Genomic DNA, 17,778 nt, shown 5'->3' with positions numbered 1-17,778 from the left:
ATGAAAATCATCACGGGAATACGATCTTCAATTGACAAGTTGCCAACTTACCCGATTACCAATTTTTTTTCTCCGTGCCTCCGTGCCTCCGTGGTGGGTTTTCTGCTAAATTCACCTGTTTCTCCAAGGAGAAGAAATGAAAGCCATCCGCTTCCACGAATTCGGTGGTCCTGAAGTTCTCAAGTTTGAAGATGTGCCTGATCCCAAGCCGCGCAAGGACCAGGTGCTGGTGCGAGTGAAGGCCTGCGCGCTGAACCATCTTGACCTGTTTATCCGCAAGGGACTGCCGGGCATCAAGCTGCCGCACATCAACGGCAGTGACGTTTCCGGCGACATCACAGAAGTCGGGGAATACATCACCGACCTGCGTCCTGGCCAGCGCGTGCTGCTGGCGCCGCACACGTTCTGCGGCGTGTGCCCGGCCTGCACCCGCGGCGAGCAGAATTTTTGCCTGCAGTACAGCGTGCTGGGATACCTCAATGACGGCGGCAATGCTGACTACATCGCCGTGCCGCGCGTGAACGTCCTGCCCATTCCGGACGAGCTGACCTACGACGAAGCCGCCTCTGTGCCGCTGGTCGCGCTGACCGCGTGGCACATGCTGGTGGGCCGCTGCGGGATCAAGCCCGGCGACGTCGTGCTGGTCCTGGGCGGAGGCTCGGGCGTGGGCACAATCGCGATTCAGATTTGCAAGATGTTCGGCGCCATCTGCATCGCCACCGCCGGCGACGAAAGCAAATCCGACCAGTGCCGCGACCTGGGCGCCGACCACGTCATCAACCACTATCGCGAGAAAATCGCGGATGAGGTGAAGGCCTTCACCAACAAGGCCATGTGTGACATTGTTTTTGAACACGTCGGCCAGGCCACGTGGAAGGAGAGCATGAAGTCGCTGCGCCCCGGCGGCAAGCTGGTCACCTGCGGCGCCACCACCGGCCCGGAGGCCGCGTTCGACATCCGCTTCCTCTTTGCCCGCCAGCTTTCATTCCTCGGGTCCTTCATGGGGACGCAGGGCGACTTTCATGAAGTGATGAAGCACATCTTTTCCGGCAAGATCAAACCGGTAGTGGACAAAAGCTTCCCCTTGCGCGAAGCCGCCGCTGCGCATGCGCGATTGGAGAAGAGCGAGCAGTTCGGGAAAATCATCTTGAATCCATAGCGGACGAGATTTGTCTGGTCCTCTAAGATAACGTCATCCCGAGGTCCGTGTGACGAGCGCGCGTTTTCTTCAGCGCGCGAGTAGGACCGAGGGACCTTGCGTTTCGCCATCTCCGAAACTCCCGTGGCATAAAGACACAGAGTCCCTCACCCCTATTCGGACGCTGAAGAGAACGCGTCCTCATTGACGGGGTTCGGGATGACGAATGAATTGAGGGAGTGAAAGAATAGAGCGCCATGAGCAGCGTCGCCACCCTACCGGTCACAACAAAGCCCCAGAACCGCTTCGCCACCGGCCCCGCGCTCGTCCTCTATATCGCCGCGGCCAAGCTGTTGCTGCACCTGCTCACCGCCGCGCGTTACGGCATCTTCCGCGATGAAATGTACTATCTGGCATGCTCGCGCCACTTGGCCTGGGGCTACGTGGACCATCCGCCGTTCACGCCGTTCGTCGCCTGGATTGCCCGCCACGTGTTCGGCGAATCGCCCCTGGGCGTGCGCATTCTGCCGGCGCTTGCCGGAGCGGCCCTGGTCTGGCTCACCGGCAAGATGGCCCGCGAGATGGGCGGCAGACGCTTCGCCCAGGCCTTTGCCGCGCTCGCTGTTGTTTTCGTCCCCATTTATCTGGTTGCCCATCACTGGCTCACGGACAACGTCTTCGAACAACTCATCTGGATGGGCTGCGTTTGGCTGGTCATCCGCGCCATCAACACTGGCGACGGGCGTTACTGGTTCTGGTTCGGCGCGCTGGCCGGAGTGGGTTTTGAAAACAAATACTCCATCGCGTTCCTGCTGCTTGGACTGTTCGTGGGCGTGCTGCTCACGCCCGAACGCCGTTTCTTCAAGAGTCGCTATCTCTGGCTGGGCGTGCTGGCGTGCGTGGTCATCGCGCTTCCCAATTTCCTGTGGGAAGTGCGGAACCATTTTCCGTTTCTTGAATTGATCCACAACATCCGCATGGGCAACCGCGACATAGTGCGCGGTCCGGTGGCCTTCATCGTTGACCAGGCCACGATCATGAATCCACTGCTGTTTCCTTTGTGGCTGGGCGGGGTGGTCTGGCTATTTTTCGATCGCGAAGGGAAGCGTTATCGCGTGCTGAGCTGGGCTTTCGTCGTGGTGTTAACCAGCTTCATCGTGCTCAAAGGCAAGAACTATTACGTGACGCCGGTCTATCCCATGTTGTTTGCCGCTGGCGCCATCGGCTTGGAACGCATCACCGCCGGACGCCGTGCCACCCTGTGGCCCCGCGGCCTCTACGTTGCGATGGTGATCTTCGCCAGCATCCTGCTTCTCCCCATGTCCGTGCCCGTGTTGTCGCCGGAAAGCTTTTTGCGCTATGAAGACAAGCTGGGAATGAAGCCGCCGGAGTTTGAGCACCAGCAAAACGGTCCTTTGCCGCAATGGTTTGCTGACGAGTTTGGATGGGAGTACATGGTGCAGGAAGTGGCGCGCGTATACAACAGCCTGCCTCCCGAGGAGCGTGCCCGCACCGCCATCTTCTCCAACGGCTGGGGTGAAGCTGCGGCAGTGGATTTTTACGGTCCCAAGTACGGCCTGCCGCCGGCCATCAGCAAGCACAACAATTATTGGATATGGGGTCCGCGCAATTACACCGGGGAGATCATGATCATGCTGCGCAGTGGCGGTCGCGATGAGCCGCGAATGTTCCAGAGTGTGCAGGACGTGGGGGCTTTGCACCATCCGTACGCGCGCCGTGACGAGTGGTTCCACATCCTGCTGTGCCGCGGCCTCAAAGCCAACCTGCGTGACGTTTGGCCGAAGTTGAAGCAGTGGGACTAATGGAGCAGTCAGCAGTCAGCCACGAAAGACACCGCTGGGTGCGAGATGTCGACTTGACGAGTTGGCAGGAACCGAAGGTTGCTGAATGACGACAAGAGACTAACTGCTGAGTGCTAACTGCTGAGTGCTGGTTTCCGCTGGGGCGCCGGACAGCAATCCACCGGACAAACATCATGACTCGGACCCAACGTGCCCAGCGCGCGCCGCGGCGCCGTGGGGTCCATGCGTTCCATGATCAATTCGCGAATCATGGTAATGAACCGCGGATGCGTTCCCACCGTCGCCGCGCGGACCATCGGCAGCCGCAATTCGTGACACAGTTCCTGCGCTTCGGTGTCCAGATCGTAGAGGACTTCCATGTGGTCGGAAGTGAAGCCCACCGGGCAGATCACCACCGCCGGATGAGAATCGCTTTCTTTCACCGACCGCAGGTACGCGAGTATGTCCGGCTCCAGCCACGGCTGGCTCGGAGGCCCGCTGCGGCTCTGGTAAGCCAGCGTGTCGCCGGTGCGCTTCAGCGCCGACGAAATCAGCCGGCAGCTCTCTTCCAGTTGCGTCACGTACCTGCCGCCTTGCGCCATGGAAACCGGTATGCTGTGCGCCGTGTAGATCACCTGCGTGCGGTCGCGCACTTCAGCAGGAAGCCTGTGCAGCGCGGTTTGCACGTTCTCCGCCATCGTCCCGATGAAGCCTGGATGGTTAAAGAAAACCCGCAACTTGTCCACCTGCGGAGCGCCTTCTCCTACCTTGGCCTGCGCGGCCGCAATATCTTCGCGATACTGCCTGCATCCGGAATAGGAACTGAAAGCCGACGTCACGTACGCCAGCGCGCGCTCCACGCCGTCATCTTTCATCTGCTGCAGCGTGTCTGCCAGGTAAGGGTCCCAGTTGCGATTTCCCCAGTAGACGGGAAGCTGCGGTCCGTGCTGCTCCAGTTCTTTCTCCAGCGCGGCGATGAGCGCGCGATTCTGGTCGTTGATGGGGCTGCGTCCGCCAAAATGGTAGTAGTGCTCGGCCACTTCCAGCATGCGCTCTTCGGGCACGTTGCGGCCGCGCAACACGTTGCGCAAGAACGGCAGCACTTCTTCTCTTGCTTCCGGACCGCCAAACGAAAGTACCAGTACCGCATCGTAATTCATCCCTGAAAAACTCCAGTGTATGACATGAGGACTGACGCATCAGACTAACAGACGTTCGTCCCTAGAGGATTCTTGCTTCGTCGCCCACGTGGATCACGCCCGGCGTGATCACCGCGCTGTCCAGCGCCGTGGTACCGTCCAATTGCTGTATGATGCGCACCAGCACGGAGCGGTCTTGTACCTGCGTGTCCGGATCGTAGGTGGTCATCACGCAGCGTTCGCGCAGCTTGACCAGCTCAATGCGCACGTCGCCGATGGCCAGCACGCGTCCCGGCCATTTGCGTTCTTCCAACTCCGGCACGTCCGCCAGCAGGATGTTCGGACGCAATCGGCGATGGTCAATGTTCAGGAACTGCGCTGCGCCGTCCGTGGCGACCAGCAGCGGCAATATGTCAAAAGCCTGCGGTTGCGGGACCTTCACCAGTTGCGCCGGTTCGCCCACTGCGTCGCTCACCAGCGCCAGGGCTTCCTTGGAATCCCAGCGATGTCCGTTGATCGTCGCTACGCCGTCGGCGCTCAGTTCGCCGCGCAGCCCCAGCAACTTGGGCTTGCTGCGCGAAGTAAGGAAGCGGCCGTTGCTTCCCAGCACAGCAATCTCGCGGTCGCCGGGAATGCCGTTCTCAGTCATCTCGGCCTCCTGAATGCGAACGCCTTTCAGGCTCTTGATGGGATACCGCCAAAGCTCGGAGACATGCATGAAGATTATGTGATGCTTTGCCGAGATGAAGGATTCAGAGACCAGCAATTGGCCTCGACCTCTAAGTGCTAATGGCTAACTGGCTATTTGCCAGTTGCTATTTGCTAGCTGCTCTTCCTCGCCACCATCACCGCCACGGGAAAACTGTAGTAGATCACGCCGTTTGCTTTTCTGGTGTTTAGGTCAAGAGCGTCGTTTTCGATGGAATCGGCAAAGATCTGGCGGATGCGGTCGGCGTCGCCTTCATTGGGGAACGAACGTGAGAGCAAGTCTTCCAACTCGCACTCCACGCGATAGCGTGTGACGCGCGGCTCCGGCAAGCCGGCCTGGGCGAACAACCCCAGCAGCTCTTCTTCCGGCATGGCGCGGACGTGCGAAGGGTCGCGCAGAATCTCTTCCGCGTTTAAAGCCGCGGCTTTCTCCGGGCGCGGCGCCATGTCCGCCACCACCACGCGTCCGCCGGGCTTGCATACCCGTTTCTTTTCTTTCAGAACCGCCAGCGGGTCCTGCAAGTGATGGAATGCAAATCGCGAGCTCACGATGGAAAAATGCTCAGCCGGGTAGGGAAGTGAGGTCACGTCGCCCTGCTGCCAGCTCACGTTGGTCAGCCCCTGCTCTTGCTGCAGCCTGCGCGCCTGTTCCAGCATGGCCGGAGTCAGGTCAATCCCCGTCGCAAAGCGTACGACCCGGGCGAACGCGCACACCAGCAGCCCCGGTCCGCAGGCGACGTCCAGGGAAGTGTCGGTTGGCCCGGCTTCTGCCGCTTTAACGATGTTGCTCAGCGCTTCCTGGTTGCTGACGCTGGGCGACTGCGAAAACGGCACCGCCTGGCGGGTGAACTGGTCGAGGATGCGGGCGTTGTGGGAATCCATGCGACGTATCTTACAGGAGTCGGGCAGGAAGGAGCCGCGCGAACCGACCTTGCAGTTGGCTTTCAGATCACCAGATCGCCCGATCACGAGCGATCGCCCGATCTTTTGTAGCTCCTTCCCAACCCCGCCACCATCCAATTACAATAGAGCCAGCCATGAGCGACCATCTGATTGACAAGCACGCCGAGCGTGAAATGCTGACTCACCGCTTTGAGAACACCGCCGGCGAAGCCGACGCCACAAGCATGCGCAACCTGCTGTTCGGCAACGAACAGCCGCAGGGCGTGGTCCTGACCTCGCTGGACAACGTAGTCAACTGGATGCGCAAGAGCTCCATCTGGCCCATGACGTTCGGCCTGGCCTGCTGCGCCATTGAAATGATGGCCATGGGCGCGTCGCGTTTCGATATCGCCCGCTTCGGCGCGGAGGTGTTCCGCCCGTCGCCCCGTCAATCCGACCTCATGATCATCGCCGGACGAGTCTCGCAGAAAATGGCGCCGGTCATCCGCCAGCTCTGGGAGCAGATGCCGGAACCCAAGTGGGTGATCTCCATGGGCGCCTGCGCCACCTCCGGCGGCGTGTTCAACAATTACGCGTTGGTGCAAGGCGTGAACCAGGTGATCCCCGTGGACGTCTACGTCCCCGGCTGCCCGCCCCGTCCTGAGCAGTTGATCTATGCCATCACGCTGCTGCAGGAAAAAATCCAGAAAGAGCGGGGAACGTTCAAGCGGGCGCTGAACCTGTCGTAAGGAAACCAGTCTTTAGCAGTTAGCCTCCGGCCTTTAGCTGCGCGGTTTGAAGACTTCAGGAATCGTCGCGCTTTTCCTTCTATATATCTTCCTGGCGATTGCTCTGTGATCGCGGTCCAGCAACTTGTTCGCTCTGGCTATCGCCAGCCCCGCCGTCATCGCTTTGGTCAGACTTCCCTGGCGCGACGCCCGAGTATGGCTGCCCCTGAGTCTGATGCCAGTCCTGGCCTCGATAGCCATGACCTTCCTGGTTTACTTTTCCGGCCTGTATACATGATGTCGGGTGCAGGATGATGCCAGCGCGCTGCTAAGAAAACTCTTAGCGATTACCTCTTCGCATTCGCCAGCCGCATTTGATTTTCCCGAAATGGCTTCCCGAAACGGTTCATAAGTGAAACTTATATTGGCTTTCCGGATAGGACAATTCCAAAAACTGCATCAAACCGCGCATGTGGTTTTGAAAAGGAAAAACCACAATGAAAACAAGAGCAACAATTCTCTCCTTGTTGGCGACAGTATTTCTCTTGCCGCTTACGTGCTTGGCCCAGGCGTCACAGAACCAGACAGGACAGCCGCAGATTGACCGGCCTCTGGTAAACCCCATCACCACCACACTCTCCGGTATTTTTGTGCCCTCCAACATGGTGCAGATAGACCCCACCACGCAGACGGTGGTTCCGGATACATGCCGCTTTTCTCTTTCCCTGGCGCCCGGCCAAAAGGCCATCGAAGCGCACAGGGTATCGGAGATCAGTGTCGATGCGGCCAACAACACCTGCGCCGCGCAGTTTGAAGTTGGACAACCGGCGGAGATTGCCGAGCTGACGCCTGCTGAATCGGCGAATCTGGCCAACACCTCGGAAAATTCGTTGAGCGCAGTGCCGGTCCGTACCGGTGCGGGTAAGCCTTTGGCCCATCAACCTGGCGGGGCCCTGGCGCTGGCCACCGTGCAGAGTGCCGGCTTTTTGAAAACCTGGTGGGTCGATCCTATCAATATCACGGTAAATTCTGATCAGAACAGCACCACTTGGAGGTGGAGCGGCGCAGGCAATTGCGTAACCGGAATCCTGGGAGGGGAGAACCTGACCTGGTTCACCGGGTCAGGTTGGTTCCTGGCGTCCGATAGCTGGCAGAATACTTTCAATTGTTCGGCGACCACCAGCGCTTCCACAACACACTATCAGAACAATATTTTCTGCGCGTTCTTTACCACCTTTGCGACCTACAATCCAAACAAAGTCAACGGGCTGCAAAACGGCACCCTGCAGGGCACCTGGAACGACACCGTCTCTGGCAACGTGTGCGTCAACCTGCTGAGCTTCCGCATGCAACTTACCCGCACGCAAAACTGAAACCGGACCTTGATTGATAAAAACAACGATGGATGAAAGCAACCTTACTATGGCCACGAATGTTCGCCGCAAAAACTCTTCGTAGATTCGCGTTGCAGCGGACGTTCGCGGCCTGGGGGGGTGACCCGTCCGGCGGGAGCGCCGTCTACTGCATCCCGGCACAATAAATCTTCAACCCGGTCCGCTTTGCGCGATAATGGCTGCGAGGTGCAAGAAATGAAATTTCATCTGCCTCAGCTTCTTACTTCCGCTCTCTTTTTAGCATTCCCCGCGTTTTGCCTGGCCCAGCAAGCCGGCGTCAGTGAAGACATTTTTACCATCTCCGTGAATGCTCCCACGCTGGCCAAAGATGTGCAGGCGCGTTACCTGCTCACCGATGACGCGGGCAAGCATCTCTCCAACACGATTACACAGGCTGATGGCAACAACATCGTCTTGAAGGGCGGGAGTCAAGGGAAGTCCCCGCGGAGTTTGCGGGCCATTTTGTACGCGCCAGGCTGCCAGTTCGTCACCATCAGCGTTGACGATCTTTCCAGTAACCGCCAGGCCGAATTCCAGTGCCAGAAACTCTCCACTGTCGAATTGCGGGGCAAGGCTGCCGCGTCCGCGCTGGCGCAGCCCGCGCTTGCAGGCAAAACTCTGCAGCTTGAGGCCCTTTACGTTTGCTCCTGGGCGCAGAAGTTTTTTGGTATCTCGAAGGGCGCCATATCTCCCTTTGCCTTGGGCAAGGCGTCGGTGGACGCGGATGGATCGTTCACGGTGGAGTTGCCTGACTTCGCCAGCGATCCGACGTGGGCACCTCTCTCCCACGATGCCGGCTTGATGCTCTACCTGAGCGACAGCCAAAACGGCCAGCGCCTGGCGACTCTCGCCGCACCTGCTGCGCTCTCGCACGCAGGCTTCTTGCAGGTTGCCCCCAGTTACCCGGAGATGGAATTCACGATCCAAAAGCAAAAAGCGGGAAAGCCCGGCAAGTCCACGCCGTGAGCGCAGATATTCCTTCGCTCTCTCCTGGAAAAGGGAATAGCGTTGCGCGCCGGCAAAGAACCCGGCAAAAGCGATTGACCACAAAGGCCACAAAGGGATAACGCGGGCCGTTTGTCCTGCTTGCCCTTCGTGCTCCTTCGTGTCCTTTGTGGTTTATTGTTTTCTCTGACTAAGCGCACGAAATCTTGTGTGCCGCCCTGGCTTTCCGGATGAACGCCTCTACTTCATCGCTCCATGGCTTCTTGAAGCTGGCGGGCAGCCTCCTGGGTCAGAGTAGAGCTTGTTCAGCCCTTTCTGTACTTCGGGATCGCCGCCGGTAAAGCCGCTCAGCAGGCCCACCCATCGTTCCGCCAGCTTGCGCGCTTTGGCGCCGGCCGGGTCTTCATGGTTGCTGATGGCCGACTCCACATCGCGAATCAGTTCGTTCCAGTCCTGCGTCACTTTGGCTTGCATTTCTGGCGTAAAGGTCCGCGCCCGCTCGACGATCTTGGCCTGCGCTTCTTCGCTGTAATATTTTTTTGTCCATTCCATATCGTTCTGCCTTTCCATCACCTCGATGATTTTCTTCAAGGCCGCCAGGTCCGGCGCGCGGCTGGACGCGATGGCCCGCTCCGCCTCGGCTTCGGCCTCTGCGATGGCCGCAATGGCCGTCTCCAACTGCCGGCGTTTTTCCGTGAGCAGCCGGCGTTGCAGGCGAAGCGTTGCTTTCAGGTCCAGGTCGCTGGAATCCAGCAAGGCCTTGATGTCCTTGAGAGGCAGTCCGATGAACTTCAAAGTCACAATCTGCTGCAGGCGGACGAAGTCGCGATCGGCGTACAGGCGGTAGCCCGCGCTGCTACGTCCGCTGGGCTTCAGCAGCCCCAGCCGGTCGTAGTGGTGAAGGGTGCGTACAGTGACCCCGGCCTTCTCGGCGAATTCTTTGACTTTGTACATCGGTTGCCGTCTCTCTCCATCATCATCGGGGCTGACGTAAGGTCAGGCTCAAGAGTTATTTTTCTACTATAGGCGTTACTTTGGCGGATCATCTGATCTCCGCACTTAGCCTCCGTGTTCCCTCTGTGCCCTCTGTGGTGAGCTTTTCAAGGTTGTTTCCGTACTTGCTATAATCCTCCAGCCCACCTTCCTCGCAAAAGGCGGATCTATGAAAAAATCTCTGGTTGTCCTGTTCATCCTCATGAGTACATTCGCAAACGCAGACGATAAAAAAGCCGGCAGCGCAACAGCCGCCGCTCCGGCTCCGCCTGTGGCCAAGAAAGTCCACACGGAGAACCACGTCAATGGCGGCACGCTGGTGGACGACTATCGCTGGCTGCGCGACAAAGCGAATCCGGAGGTCGCCCAGTATCTAAATGCGGAGAACGCCTACACCGACTCCGTCATGAAGTCCACTGAAGGTCTGCAGCAGAAGCTCTATGACGAGATGATCAGCCACCTCAAGGAGACTGACGTCAACGTTCCCTACAAACAGGGCGAATATTTTTATTACTCGCGCTGGGAAAAGGGCCAGCAGTACCCGATCTACTGCCGCAAGAAAGGGAGCCTGGACGCCGCCGAATCCATCGTTGTGGACGTGAACGAGCTGGCCAAGGGGCAGGCGTTCATGTCGCTGGGCGGGTTTGAGGTCAGCGACGACGGCAACCTGCTGGCCTACTCCACCGACAACACCGGCTTCCGCCAGTACAAACTCTACGTCCGCGACCTGCGTACGGGAAAAGATTCCGCCGCCCTGGCCGAGCGCGTCGGCTCCATCGCCTGGGCCAATGACAACCAGACCATTTTCTATACGGTGGAAGACGAGCAGACGAAGCGGCAATACCGCATGTATCGCCACAGCTTGAGCAGCACCGCGCCCCACGACGCGCTGATCTTTGAAGAGTCCGACGAGCGGTTTGAGGTTGGCGTGCGCAAGACGCGCAGCGGCCGGTATTTGCTGCTGGAGAGCGGCAGCCACACGACTTCTGAATTCCGCTACATTGACGCCGCCAAGCCCGCGGCCAAGTGGATAGTGATCGCCGAGCGCCAGCAGGGCGTTGAATACTACGTGGACAATCACGGCGACGAGTTCTTCATCCGCGCCAATGACAAAGGCCGCAACTTCCGCCTGGTCAAAGCTCCGGTGAGCGCGCCGTTTAAGGAAAACTGGAAGGAAATCATCCCCGTCCGCCCGGACGTGATGTTGAGCGGCATTGAAATGTTCGAAGACTTCTACGTTCTGGCCGAACGCGAAAACGGTTTGCCGGAGCTGACCGTCGTGAACCTGGCCAGCGGAGAGAAAAAACGCATCGCCTACACCGAACCGGTGTACGCCGCGTTTCCGCAGGTGAATCGCGAATTCAAGACCAAGTTGTTCCGTTATTCCTACCAGTCGCTGGTCACGCCGGCTTCGGTGTTTGACTATGACGTGGAAAAGCACAGCTCCACGCTGCTCAAGCAGACGGAAGTCCCCGGCGGCTACGATCCTTCCAAGTACACTTCCGAGCGCGTGTGGGCCACGGCGCAGGACGGCGTCAAGGTGCCTATCTCCGTGGTCTATCGCAAAGACCTGAAGAAGGCGGACGGCTCCAACCCGCTGTACGTTTACGCTTACGGATCTTATGGCTTCAGCTTGCCCGTCACCTTCAGCGCCACGCGCTTATCGCTGATGGACCGCGGCGTGGTCATGGCCTTCGCCCACATACGTGGCGGCGGCGACATGGGCAAGGCCTGGCACGATGCCGGCCGCATGATGAACAAGATGAATACCTTCACTGACTTCATCGCCTGCACCGAGCACCTGGTGGCCGCCAAGTTCGGCGCGCGCGACAAGATCGCCATTGAAGGCGGCTCTGCCGGCGGACTGCTCATGGGCGCCGTCACCAACCTGCGTCCTGATTTGTTCAAGGTGGTGGTTTCGCACGTGCCTTTTGTGGACGTGATGAACACCATGCTGGACGCGACTTTGCCGCTTACCGTGGGCGAGTACGAAGAGTGGGGCAATCCCAACGAGAAGCCCGCGTACGACTACATGCTGAAATATTCGCCGTATGACAACCTGAAGAAAGGCTCATACCCGACGATCCTGGTGAAGACGTCATTCAATGACAGCCAGGTCATGTATTGGGAACCGGCCAAGTATGTGGCGAAGCTGCGCACGCTTAAGGACGACAAGAACGTGCTTGTGCTCAAGACCAACATGGCCGCCGGCCACGGCGGAGCGTCCGGGCGGTACGACCGCTACCATGAAATCGCGTTCGACTACGCATTCATGCTCACGCAGTTGGGAATTGGCAAGTAACAACTTTCCGGCCTTGAACTGTTCAAAAGGATACAGTCGATAACCTCTGCTGCGCCTAAGCTTAAACATGAGGCAACACTCATGAAGCGAGTGGCGCTTGCACTGGTCCATCAAACAGCACCCTGATTGAAGACCATTTCGCCACGCAATGCGCGGCTCCAAAGACGGACTCACTAAGATGCGTGACTGGCGTCACATCCATACATCTGAATCCGTCTTCATGATTTGAATAGCGTAGAGTAGCGGTGCCAGCCGCAGCCCAATCGTTCCTGAAACGCACTCACAGGCGCTAAGGTGCAGGCCGCAGCACAAGCTGCAGAGCAAATTGTTGGGTTTGGAATACGCGGAAAGGCAAAGACCCATGAAACGATTCGGAATCATCAGCACGGCAGTTCTCTTCTGTCTTATCGGCGCCAACATTCCGGGCTATGCTCTACAGAGCCAGCAGGACGAAAAGCAGAAAAAACAGGACGAGCAAGCCCAGCAAGAAAAACAGGCCGAAAAGCAAAGGGGCAAAAAGCAGGCCACGCCCGAACAACCGCAAGCCAAGCCCGAACAACCGCAGGCTAAACCCGAACAACCGCCGAGGGGCCAACAGCAACAACAACAACAACAACGGCGCGCGGAGCAGCAGAAGCAGCAAGAGCAGATCCAGCAGCAAAAAGGCCAGCAGCAACAACAGCAACAGCGCGCCGAGCAGCAGAAAGGCCAGCAGCAACAACAGCAGCAGCGCGCCGAGCAGCAAAAGGGCCAGCAGCAACAACAACAACAGCGCGTCGAGCAGCAAAAGGGCCAACAGCAACAACAGCAGCGTGCGGAGCAGCAGAAACAGCAACAGCAGCTCCAGCAACAAAAAGGCCAACAACAACAGCAGCGCGCGGAGCAGCAGAAGCAGCAAGAGCAGATCCAACAGCAAAAGGGCCAGCAGCAACAGCGCGCGGAGCAGCAGAAGCAGCAACAGCAGGTTCAGCAGCAGAAAGGCCAACAGCAGCAACAACAGAAAGCGCAGCAGCAACAGCAACAACAGCGAGCAGAGCAGCAGAAAGGCCAACAGCAGCAACAACAGCGCGCCGAGCAGCAGAAGCAGCAAGAGCAGATCCAGCAGCAGAGGGGCCAGCAGCAACAACAGCAGCAGCGCGCAGAGCAGAAACAGCAACAGCAGATCCAACAGCAAAAGGGCCAGCAACAACAACAACAGCGAGCAGAGCAGCAAAAAGGCCAACAGCAAAAACAGCGCGCGGAGCAGCAGAAACAGCAGCAGCAGGCCCAGCAGCAGAAAGGCCAGCAGCAACAACAGCAGAGAGCGCAGCAGCAACAACAACAGAAAGCGCAGCAGCAACAGCGGCTCCCGCAAGAGCGTCAGCAGCAGCTCATTGCGCAGCAGCAGCAGCGCATGAACCAGTACCGTGAACACCAGAGCCAGCAGCAGGCGCAGCAGCAGGTCATACAACAGCGCACGGAGGCGCTGCAGCAACAAAAACGCGCGGAGCAGTACCGTTTCCAGTCAGGGTACCTGGAGCGCATGCGCGAGCAGCGAGCACGCATCGAACGGGACCGTGACCACGATTACAATAGTGACCCGTACTTCTACACGGCACCGAGCTATCGTTACAAGCGCGGGACCCGCTATTACCAGACGAACCAGTACGGCGCGGACCTGCTGCGCCAGGCCGTGAACTATGGCTATGCGGAAGGCTACCAGGCAGGACGGGCGGACCGGCTGGATCACTGGCGCTCCAATTACCGCCTTTCCTACGCCTACCAGGATGCCAACTATGGCTACACGGGTTATTACGTTGACCAGGCCGAGTACAACTACTATTTTCGCGAGGGTTTTCGGCGCGGCTACGAAGACGGCTTCACCAGCCGCTACCGGTATGGTCGATATTCGAACGGCTCGTATAGCATACAGGCCAACATTCTGGGGGTGATCCTCAGGTTGCAGTCGCTTCGTTAAAGACTGTAGACGGAAAGTGTCCTAACCAGCGCCCACGCTCCATTGACCTACAACATGGTCGTGGAGCAGGGCGCTGGAAAAAGACAGGGTCGTCACGGATAACCGCATGGCTTCCGAATGCCAGTAGTAGGAGCGAACCTACCGGGGACCTTTCGGCGAAGAAAACCGGCCGAAACGATATAGCAGCGGCGGTGGGATTGTTCTTCGCTCTAGCCCCTATTTGTATTCGGCCACCCATGCAGGCACTTGCGGCTCGCGACTGACGTCGACTTTGATATGCAGGGCCTGCGCCCAGCGATACCCCCACATGGGGCCGTCAGAAGTTAATGTTTCTGGCGTCTTGTAGGCCGGATCACTCTGTGCCTGTTTTAAGGTGACAAAGCGGTACTCTGCCTGCTCAAAAACACCCAGGACGTCATCAATGGTGTCAGCGTTCAAACGGCTGGCATGCAGCAGCATGACGTGGGGAATCTCGTGTCCAAAGATCTGCTTGTGAAGCTGGGAATAGTATTCAAGCTCCTGGCCGGTGTATTCAATGTAAGCGGTGCGCAGCCGCTGCGCCGCGTCTTGATCATTGCGGTCCAGCATCAAACGATAGGCGCGGGCAAAGACCCAATCTGAATTGTCCACGGTGCATGTGGCTACTTCATAACCTTGCTTCTTCAGGAACGCGGCCACTTTTCCGTGCTTTTCCGCTGTCTCGCCGGTGTGATTGTAAGGGAAGCGCAAGTAGCTCACCGGCTTGCCAGCGCCAGCCATCAGAAGTTTGACCGATGCTTCGCCGTCCACAACTTCTTTTTCAAATTCCTCCGCCGAAATCTTGCTTAAGTCCAGATGGGCGAAAGTGTGGTTGCCCAGATCGTTGCCGTACCTGATCCACTGTTGCAGGATCGCCCGGCTCTGTGCGGCGCCACCGTCTACGACTTTCTTTTCATTCACGAACCCAATCGCCCACGCATGGTGCTTCTTGAGTCCGTTCAGGATCGCCAGATTTACCGCGCGTGTTTCGGCCAGCCGTTCTGCGGGCGTCACGTTGGCCGGCGAACCGGCCAGGGCCAGCGGCAGATCGTCAATCGTGATGGCCACCGTTCGGTTCTGCGCACCAGAGATGTTCGCCAGGAAGCATAGGACAACTGCCACGATGATTCGCATGACTTTCAGTATGCCAATCACAGTACGCAGAAGCAACGCTGTGCAAAAAGAAAACCGGCCGCAGCAGGTTAGTTGCGACCGGGGTGGTAAGTAAGGGGAAGCGATGTTTTGCGCTTACCGGACGCGCCGGGCGACCATCTGCCAGGAGGTCCCGTTCCAGAACAGGAGCCCGCGTACTTGCGCTGCGGCTGCGTTCGCCGGAGCCTTGCGGACGTCCGTGCTGGAGGCCTTGATGACGTGGACCACCGTCTGACCGGAGATGATGGCCAGGTGCGAATCGGCCGCCAGGTTCAGGTCAAAGTTGCCGCTGGCCGCCAGGTTGGCCACCGTTCCGGAGACGCCCTGCTGTTGCAGTTTCAGCTTGTCCGGAGTGATGCTGCCGTTGGCTGCCGGGATCGGGTTGTTGGTCTCCACTTCCACGTGCTGACCCTGGTGGATGGTCGTAGCGTCGAAGGTGAGGCCGGCCGGCACGTTGCCGCCGAAGCCGTTGCCGCCGTCCACTTTGAACTTGCTGGCATTCAGGCCGGCGATGTTCACGGTGAAGCTGGCGCCGATCTTGGTGTCGTCCATGCCGCCGCCGATGCCGTCATCCGCGCTGATGGTGAGCGTGGTGCCGGAGATGGCGGTGATCAAGCTTTCCATTTCCGCGCCGGAGCTCGATTCCAGGCCTTCCACTTCTTTGGCAAACAGGCTGCCGTCGGACTTGGTGAAGCCTTCCACTTTCACGATCTGGTTGGCCAGCGTGGCGGCGGTCACGCCGTCACTGAACTGCGTGGTGGCGTCAAAGCTGAAGGTCATGGAAGATTTGGTCTGGCCCACGGACAACACGAAGCTGTTCGCAGTGGCGGAAGTGATCGTGCCGCGCACGTCTTCGATTTCGCCATCGTCGTCCTGCTGGTTGGCTTGGGCGCCGGGCGCCTTGGCGGTGATGCTGAAGGAATTGGAGCCAAAGCTGATGCCCGTGATCACGCCTGAGGCGTTGGTCGTCACCGAGTTGGCGATGTTGGCGTCAATGTTTAGGACCAGCGGGCTGGTTCCGACGGTCAGTGCAGGGCTCAGCGCGATGCTGACCGAAGCGCTCGCCGGACCATTGATATGGACCGGGAGTCCGGTGCTGCCCATGAACGTCAGCTCGGAGTTGGCCAGCGTCATCGAAGCGCTGGAGAAACTGCCTTGCGGCAGGCTGCCGGTAAGGAACGGTTCAAACTTGCCGGCCGAATGGCTGAGTTCCAGCCGGTTGTTCGCCGGGACCGGAACGGTCACTGCGGCGCCGCCGCCGCTGGGCGTGAGCGAAAGAGCCGAGACGGTGACTTCAAATGAGATCACGCTGTCAGCAGGCGCGTCGCCAAAGCGGACCTGCGTGGACGCGCTGTTGGCGGGTGTGGGTGTGGGGCTGGGACCGGGGTTAGTGCTGGCAGACCCTCCGCCACCGCAACCGACGGCGAAAACGAGTCCGGCCACCAGGACCAGAGCAAATAGGGCCTTCGCGGCCGACTGTGCAAACGACTTGGAATTCTGTGAACGCATTTCAAATCTCCTTCTCGGGGGACTTCATTGAATTTGTTTTTGTTGACCTTGGAGTCCTCGGTCGAGAGTTGCTTTCCAGCTTCGTCTCGTACTTTGAGGCCGGAAGGCATTCGTCCTGGCTTGTTTGGCCTGAACGCTACTCCTCCGCCGCTGCAACAGCCCGCTTTCTGATAATTGCTGGTGCTCCGGTTACTCTGGTGGGTAAGACACGCTCAAGGTCGGTCTGGAACAACTTTCTGCGCCGCTGGTAGGGAGCTGGCGAAGGCGACGCGGAGCAAGGCCGCGGCGGCCGGAGTTGACGGGGCGCTTGGCCGTCAGCCATAATAAGACCCGAACGAACGTTCGGTAACCTCTTGCGCATGGCCCAGTCCCACATTGAAATCCCGTCACCCGCACCGGCTTTGCCGGGCCGGAAGGCGGCGCATGGCCGCCGGCCCGCCGCGGATACGGCTGCGGACACGCGTTTTGACCGCCAGCTAGCCCGCTTGCTGCAGCACGCCGCGCGCATCTTCTGCGACAAAGGTTACGAAGGCGCTTCCATGCGCGATCTCTCCCGCGCCGCCGGCATGTCCCTGGCCGGGCTGTATCATTATTTTGCGTCCAAGGAAGAGTTGCTGTACCTGATCCAGAAGCACACGTTTGAGACCATCATCGCCAACCTGCGCGTGCGCCTGGAAAAGTCAGCCGACCCGGAAGAGCGCATCCGCATCTTTATTGAGAACCACCTGGAATATTCCCTGGCCAACAAAGAGGCCATGAAGGTGCTCACCCACGAGGACGACACGCTCAAGAACGAGCACGGCGCTGAAGTGCGGGCCATCAAGCGCGAGTATTACCGCATCTGTCTGGACCTGCTGGAAGATTTGCGCAAGGCCAAAGGACTACAATTCTCCGGACGGCTGGCCGTGCTCAGCCTGTTTGGCATGATCAACTGGATCTACACCTGGCACAACCCGCGCGTGGATGCCGATGCCGGCGAACTGGCCCGCGGGATGGGCGACCTCTTCCTGAGCGGCGTGCTGGCCGGCAAGGCAAAACGGAAGAATTCTGAAGCGAAAAATTCTGAAACAAGGCCCTGAGTCGCCGTTCGCGTTCGGGTCAAGACTCAACC

15 protein-coding genes are annotated in these 17,778 nt (G+C 58.9%); 8 read left to right on the top strand and 7 right to left on the bottom strand.

Annotated features, from left to right (window positions below; all coding sequences use genetic code 11):
- Positions 1 to 136 precede the first annotated feature (136 nt).
- Entirely contained in the window at positions 137 to 1,159 is a 1,023-nt protein-coding gene (locus LAO20_06845; GenBank protein ID MBZ5531130.1) for a zinc-binding dehydrogenase, read from the top strand.
- Between the two features lie 236 nt (positions 1,160 to 1,395).
- Positions 1,396 to 2,961, top strand: a complete 1,566-nt coding sequence (locus LAO20_06840; protein MBZ5531129.1) for a glycosyltransferase family 39 protein — start codon at positions 1,396 to 1,398, stop codon at positions 2,959 to 2,961.
- A gap of 113 nt (positions 2,962 to 3,074) precedes the next feature.
- Here LAO20_06840 and LAO20_06835 read toward each other — a convergent pair whose 3' ends face one another.
- The 3 genes from LAO20_06835 to LAO20_06825 all read right to left on the bottom strand — a co-directional run bounded on the left by LAO20_06835 (position 3,075) and on the right by LAO20_06825 (position 5,669).
- Positions 3,075 to 4,100 (bottom strand): ferrochelatase, encoded by a 1,026-nt coding sequence (locus tag LAO20_06835; GenBank protein ID MBZ5531128.1) that lies wholly within the window; start codon positions 4,098 to 4,100, stop codon positions 3,075 to 3,077.
- 61 nt (positions 4,101 to 4,161) lie between these two features.
- On the bottom strand, positions 4,162 to 4,797 hold the full coding sequence (locus LAO20_06830) for an MOSC N-terminal beta barrel domain-containing protein (GenBank protein ID MBZ5531127.1): 636 nt from the start codon (positions 4,795 to 4,797) through the stop codon (positions 4,162 to 4,164).
- 104 nt (positions 4,798 to 4,901) lie between these two features.
- Positions 4,902 to 5,669, bottom strand: coding sequence for a methyltransferase domain-containing protein (locus LAO20_06825; protein MBZ5531126.1), 768 nt, complete (start codon positions 5,667 to 5,669; stop codon positions 4,902 to 4,904).
- A 245-nt stretch (positions 5,670 to 5,914) separates the two neighbouring features.
- Between LAO20_06825 and LAO20_06820 the strand changes: the two genes are divergently transcribed.
- The 3 genes from LAO20_06820 (at position 5,915) to LAO20_06810 (ending at position 8,757) form a co-directional block, all read left to right on the top strand.
- Positions 5,915 to 6,418 carry an NADH-quinone oxidoreductase subunit B gene (locus LAO20_06820; protein ID MBZ5531125.1) on the top strand — a complete coding sequence of 168 codons (504 nt, stop codon included), beginning with the start codon at positions 5,915 to 5,917 and terminating at the stop codon, positions 6,416 to 6,418.
- A gap of 476 nt (positions 6,419 to 6,894) precedes the next feature.
- On the top strand, positions 6,895 to 7,770 hold the full coding sequence (locus LAO20_06815) for a hypothetical protein (protein MBZ5531124.1): 876 nt from the start codon (positions 6,895 to 6,897) through the stop codon (positions 7,768 to 7,770).
- A gap of 216 nt (positions 7,771 to 7,986) precedes the next feature.
- Complete coding sequence (locus LAO20_06810) at positions 7,987 to 8,757, top strand: hypothetical protein (protein ID MBZ5531123.1); 771 nt, start codon at positions 7,987 to 7,989, stop codon at positions 8,755 to 8,757.
- A gap of 219 nt (positions 8,758 to 8,976) precedes the next feature.
- On the opposite strand, the gene LAO20_06805 is transcribed toward LAO20_06810, so the two are convergent.
- Positions 8,977 to 9,690 (bottom strand): MerR family transcriptional regulator, encoded by a 714-nt coding sequence (locus LAO20_06805; protein ID MBZ5531122.1) that lies wholly within the window; start codon positions 9,688 to 9,690, stop codon positions 8,977 to 8,979.
- A 208-nt stretch (positions 9,691 to 9,898) separates the two neighbouring features.
- On the opposite strand from LAO20_06805, the gene LAO20_06800 reads away from it, so the two are divergent.
- Positions 9,899 to 12,031 carry a S9 family peptidase gene (locus tag LAO20_06800; protein ID MBZ5531121.1) on the top strand — a complete coding sequence of 711 codons (2,133 nt, stop codon included), beginning with the start codon at positions 9,899 to 9,901 and terminating at the stop codon, positions 12,029 to 12,031.
- A gap of 433 nt (positions 12,032 to 12,464) precedes the next feature.
- Here the strand turns inward: LAO20_06800 and LAO20_06795 are convergent, their stop codons facing one another.
- The gene (locus LAO20_06795; protein MBZ5531120.1) at positions 12,465 to 13,445 is read right to left on the bottom strand and encodes a hypothetical protein; all 981 of its coding nucleotides are present in this window, start codon (positions 13,443 to 13,445) and stop codon (positions 12,465 to 12,467) included.
- Here LAO20_06795 and LAO20_06790 point away from each other — a divergent pair.
- Complete coding sequence (locus tag LAO20_06790; GenBank protein MBZ5531119.1) at positions 13,425 to 13,988, top strand: hypothetical protein; 564 nt, start codon at positions 13,425 to 13,427, stop codon at positions 13,986 to 13,988. The two genes, LAO20_06795 and LAO20_06790, sit on opposite strands and share 21 nt — an antisense overlap.
- A gap of 216 nt (positions 13,989 to 14,204) precedes the next feature.
- Here LAO20_06790 and LAO20_06785 read toward each other — a convergent pair whose 3' ends face one another.
- Positions 14,205 to 15,128 (bottom strand): polysaccharide deacetylase family protein, encoded by a 924-nt coding sequence (locus LAO20_06785; protein ID MBZ5531118.1) that lies wholly within the window; start codon positions 15,126 to 15,128, stop codon positions 14,205 to 14,207.
- 126 nt (positions 15,129 to 15,254) lie between these two features.
- Positions 15,255 to 16,667 (bottom strand): DUF5666 domain-containing protein, encoded by a 1,413-nt coding sequence (locus LAO20_06780; GenBank protein ID MBZ5531117.1) that lies wholly within the window; start codon positions 16,665 to 16,667, stop codon positions 15,255 to 15,257.
- 359 nt (positions 16,668 to 17,026) lie between these two features.
- Between LAO20_06780 and LAO20_06775 the strand changes: the two genes are divergently transcribed.
- The gene (locus LAO20_06775) at positions 17,027 to 17,746 is read left to right on the top strand and encodes a TetR/AcrR family transcriptional regulator (protein ID MBZ5531116.1); all 720 of its coding nucleotides are present in this window, start codon (positions 17,027 to 17,029) and stop codon (positions 17,744 to 17,746) included.
- The last annotated feature ends 32 nt before the right edge of the window (positions 17,747 to 17,778 follow it).

It is taken from the genome of Terriglobia bacterium (assembly GCA_020072815.1).
Lineage (GTDB): Bacteria > Acidobacteriota > Terriglobia > Terriglobales > Acidobacteriaceae > Angelobacter.
The sequence above is the reverse complement of the archived record's forward strand: the minus strand, read 5'-3'. Positions and strand labels throughout refer to the sequence as shown.

Bases quoted from the DNA above. Each gene is read 5' to 3' on its own strand.
- LAO20_06830 (MBZ5531127.1), bottom strand. From the start codon at position 4,797: ATGCATGTCTCCGAGCTTTGGCGGTATCCCATCAAGAGCCTGAAAGGC.
- LAO20_06810 (MBZ5531123.1), top strand. From the start codon at position 7,987: ATGAAATTTCATCTGCCTCAGCTTCTTACTTCCGCTCTCTTTTTAGCA.
- LAO20_06805 (MBZ5531122.1), bottom strand. From the start codon at position 9,690: ATGTACAAAGTCAAAGAATTCGCCGAGAAGGCCGGGGTCACTGTACGC.
- LAO20_06835 (MBZ5531128.1), bottom strand. From the start codon at position 4,100: ATGAATTACGATGCGGTACTGGTACTTTCGTTTGGCGGTCCGGAAGCA.
- LAO20_06845 (MBZ5531130.1), top strand. From the start codon at position 137: ATGAAAGCCATCCGCTTCCACGAATTCGGTGGTCCTGAAGTTCTCAAG.
- LAO20_06820 (MBZ5531125.1), top strand. From the start codon at position 5,915: ATGCGCAACCTGCTGTTCGGCAACGAACAGCCGCAGGGCGTGGTCCTG.
- LAO20_06815 (MBZ5531124.1), top strand. From the start codon at position 6,895: ATGAAAACAAGAGCAACAATTCTCTCCTTGTTGGCGACAGTATTTCTC.
- LAO20_06840 (MBZ5531129.1), top strand. From the start codon at position 1,396: ATGAGCAGCGTCGCCACCCTACCGGTCACAACAAAGCCCCAGAACCGC.
- LAO20_06790 (MBZ5531119.1), top strand. From the start codon at position 13,425: ATGAACCAGTACCGTGAACACCAGAGCCAGCAGCAGGCGCAGCAGCAG.
- LAO20_06825 (MBZ5531126.1), bottom strand. From the start codon at position 5,669: ATGGATTCCCACAACGCCCGCATCCTCGACCAGTTCACCCGCCAGGCG.
- LAO20_06800 (MBZ5531121.1), top strand. From the start codon at position 9,899: ATGAAAAAATCTCTGGTTGTCCTGTTCATCCTCATGAGTACATTCGCA.
- LAO20_06775 (MBZ5531116.1), top strand. From the start codon at position 17,027: ATGGCCCAGTCCCACATTGAAATCCCGTCACCCGCACCGGCTTTGCCG.
- LAO20_06780 (MBZ5531117.1), bottom strand. From the start codon at position 16,667: ATGCGTTCACAGAATTCCAAGTCGTTTGCACAGTCGGCCGCGAAGGCC.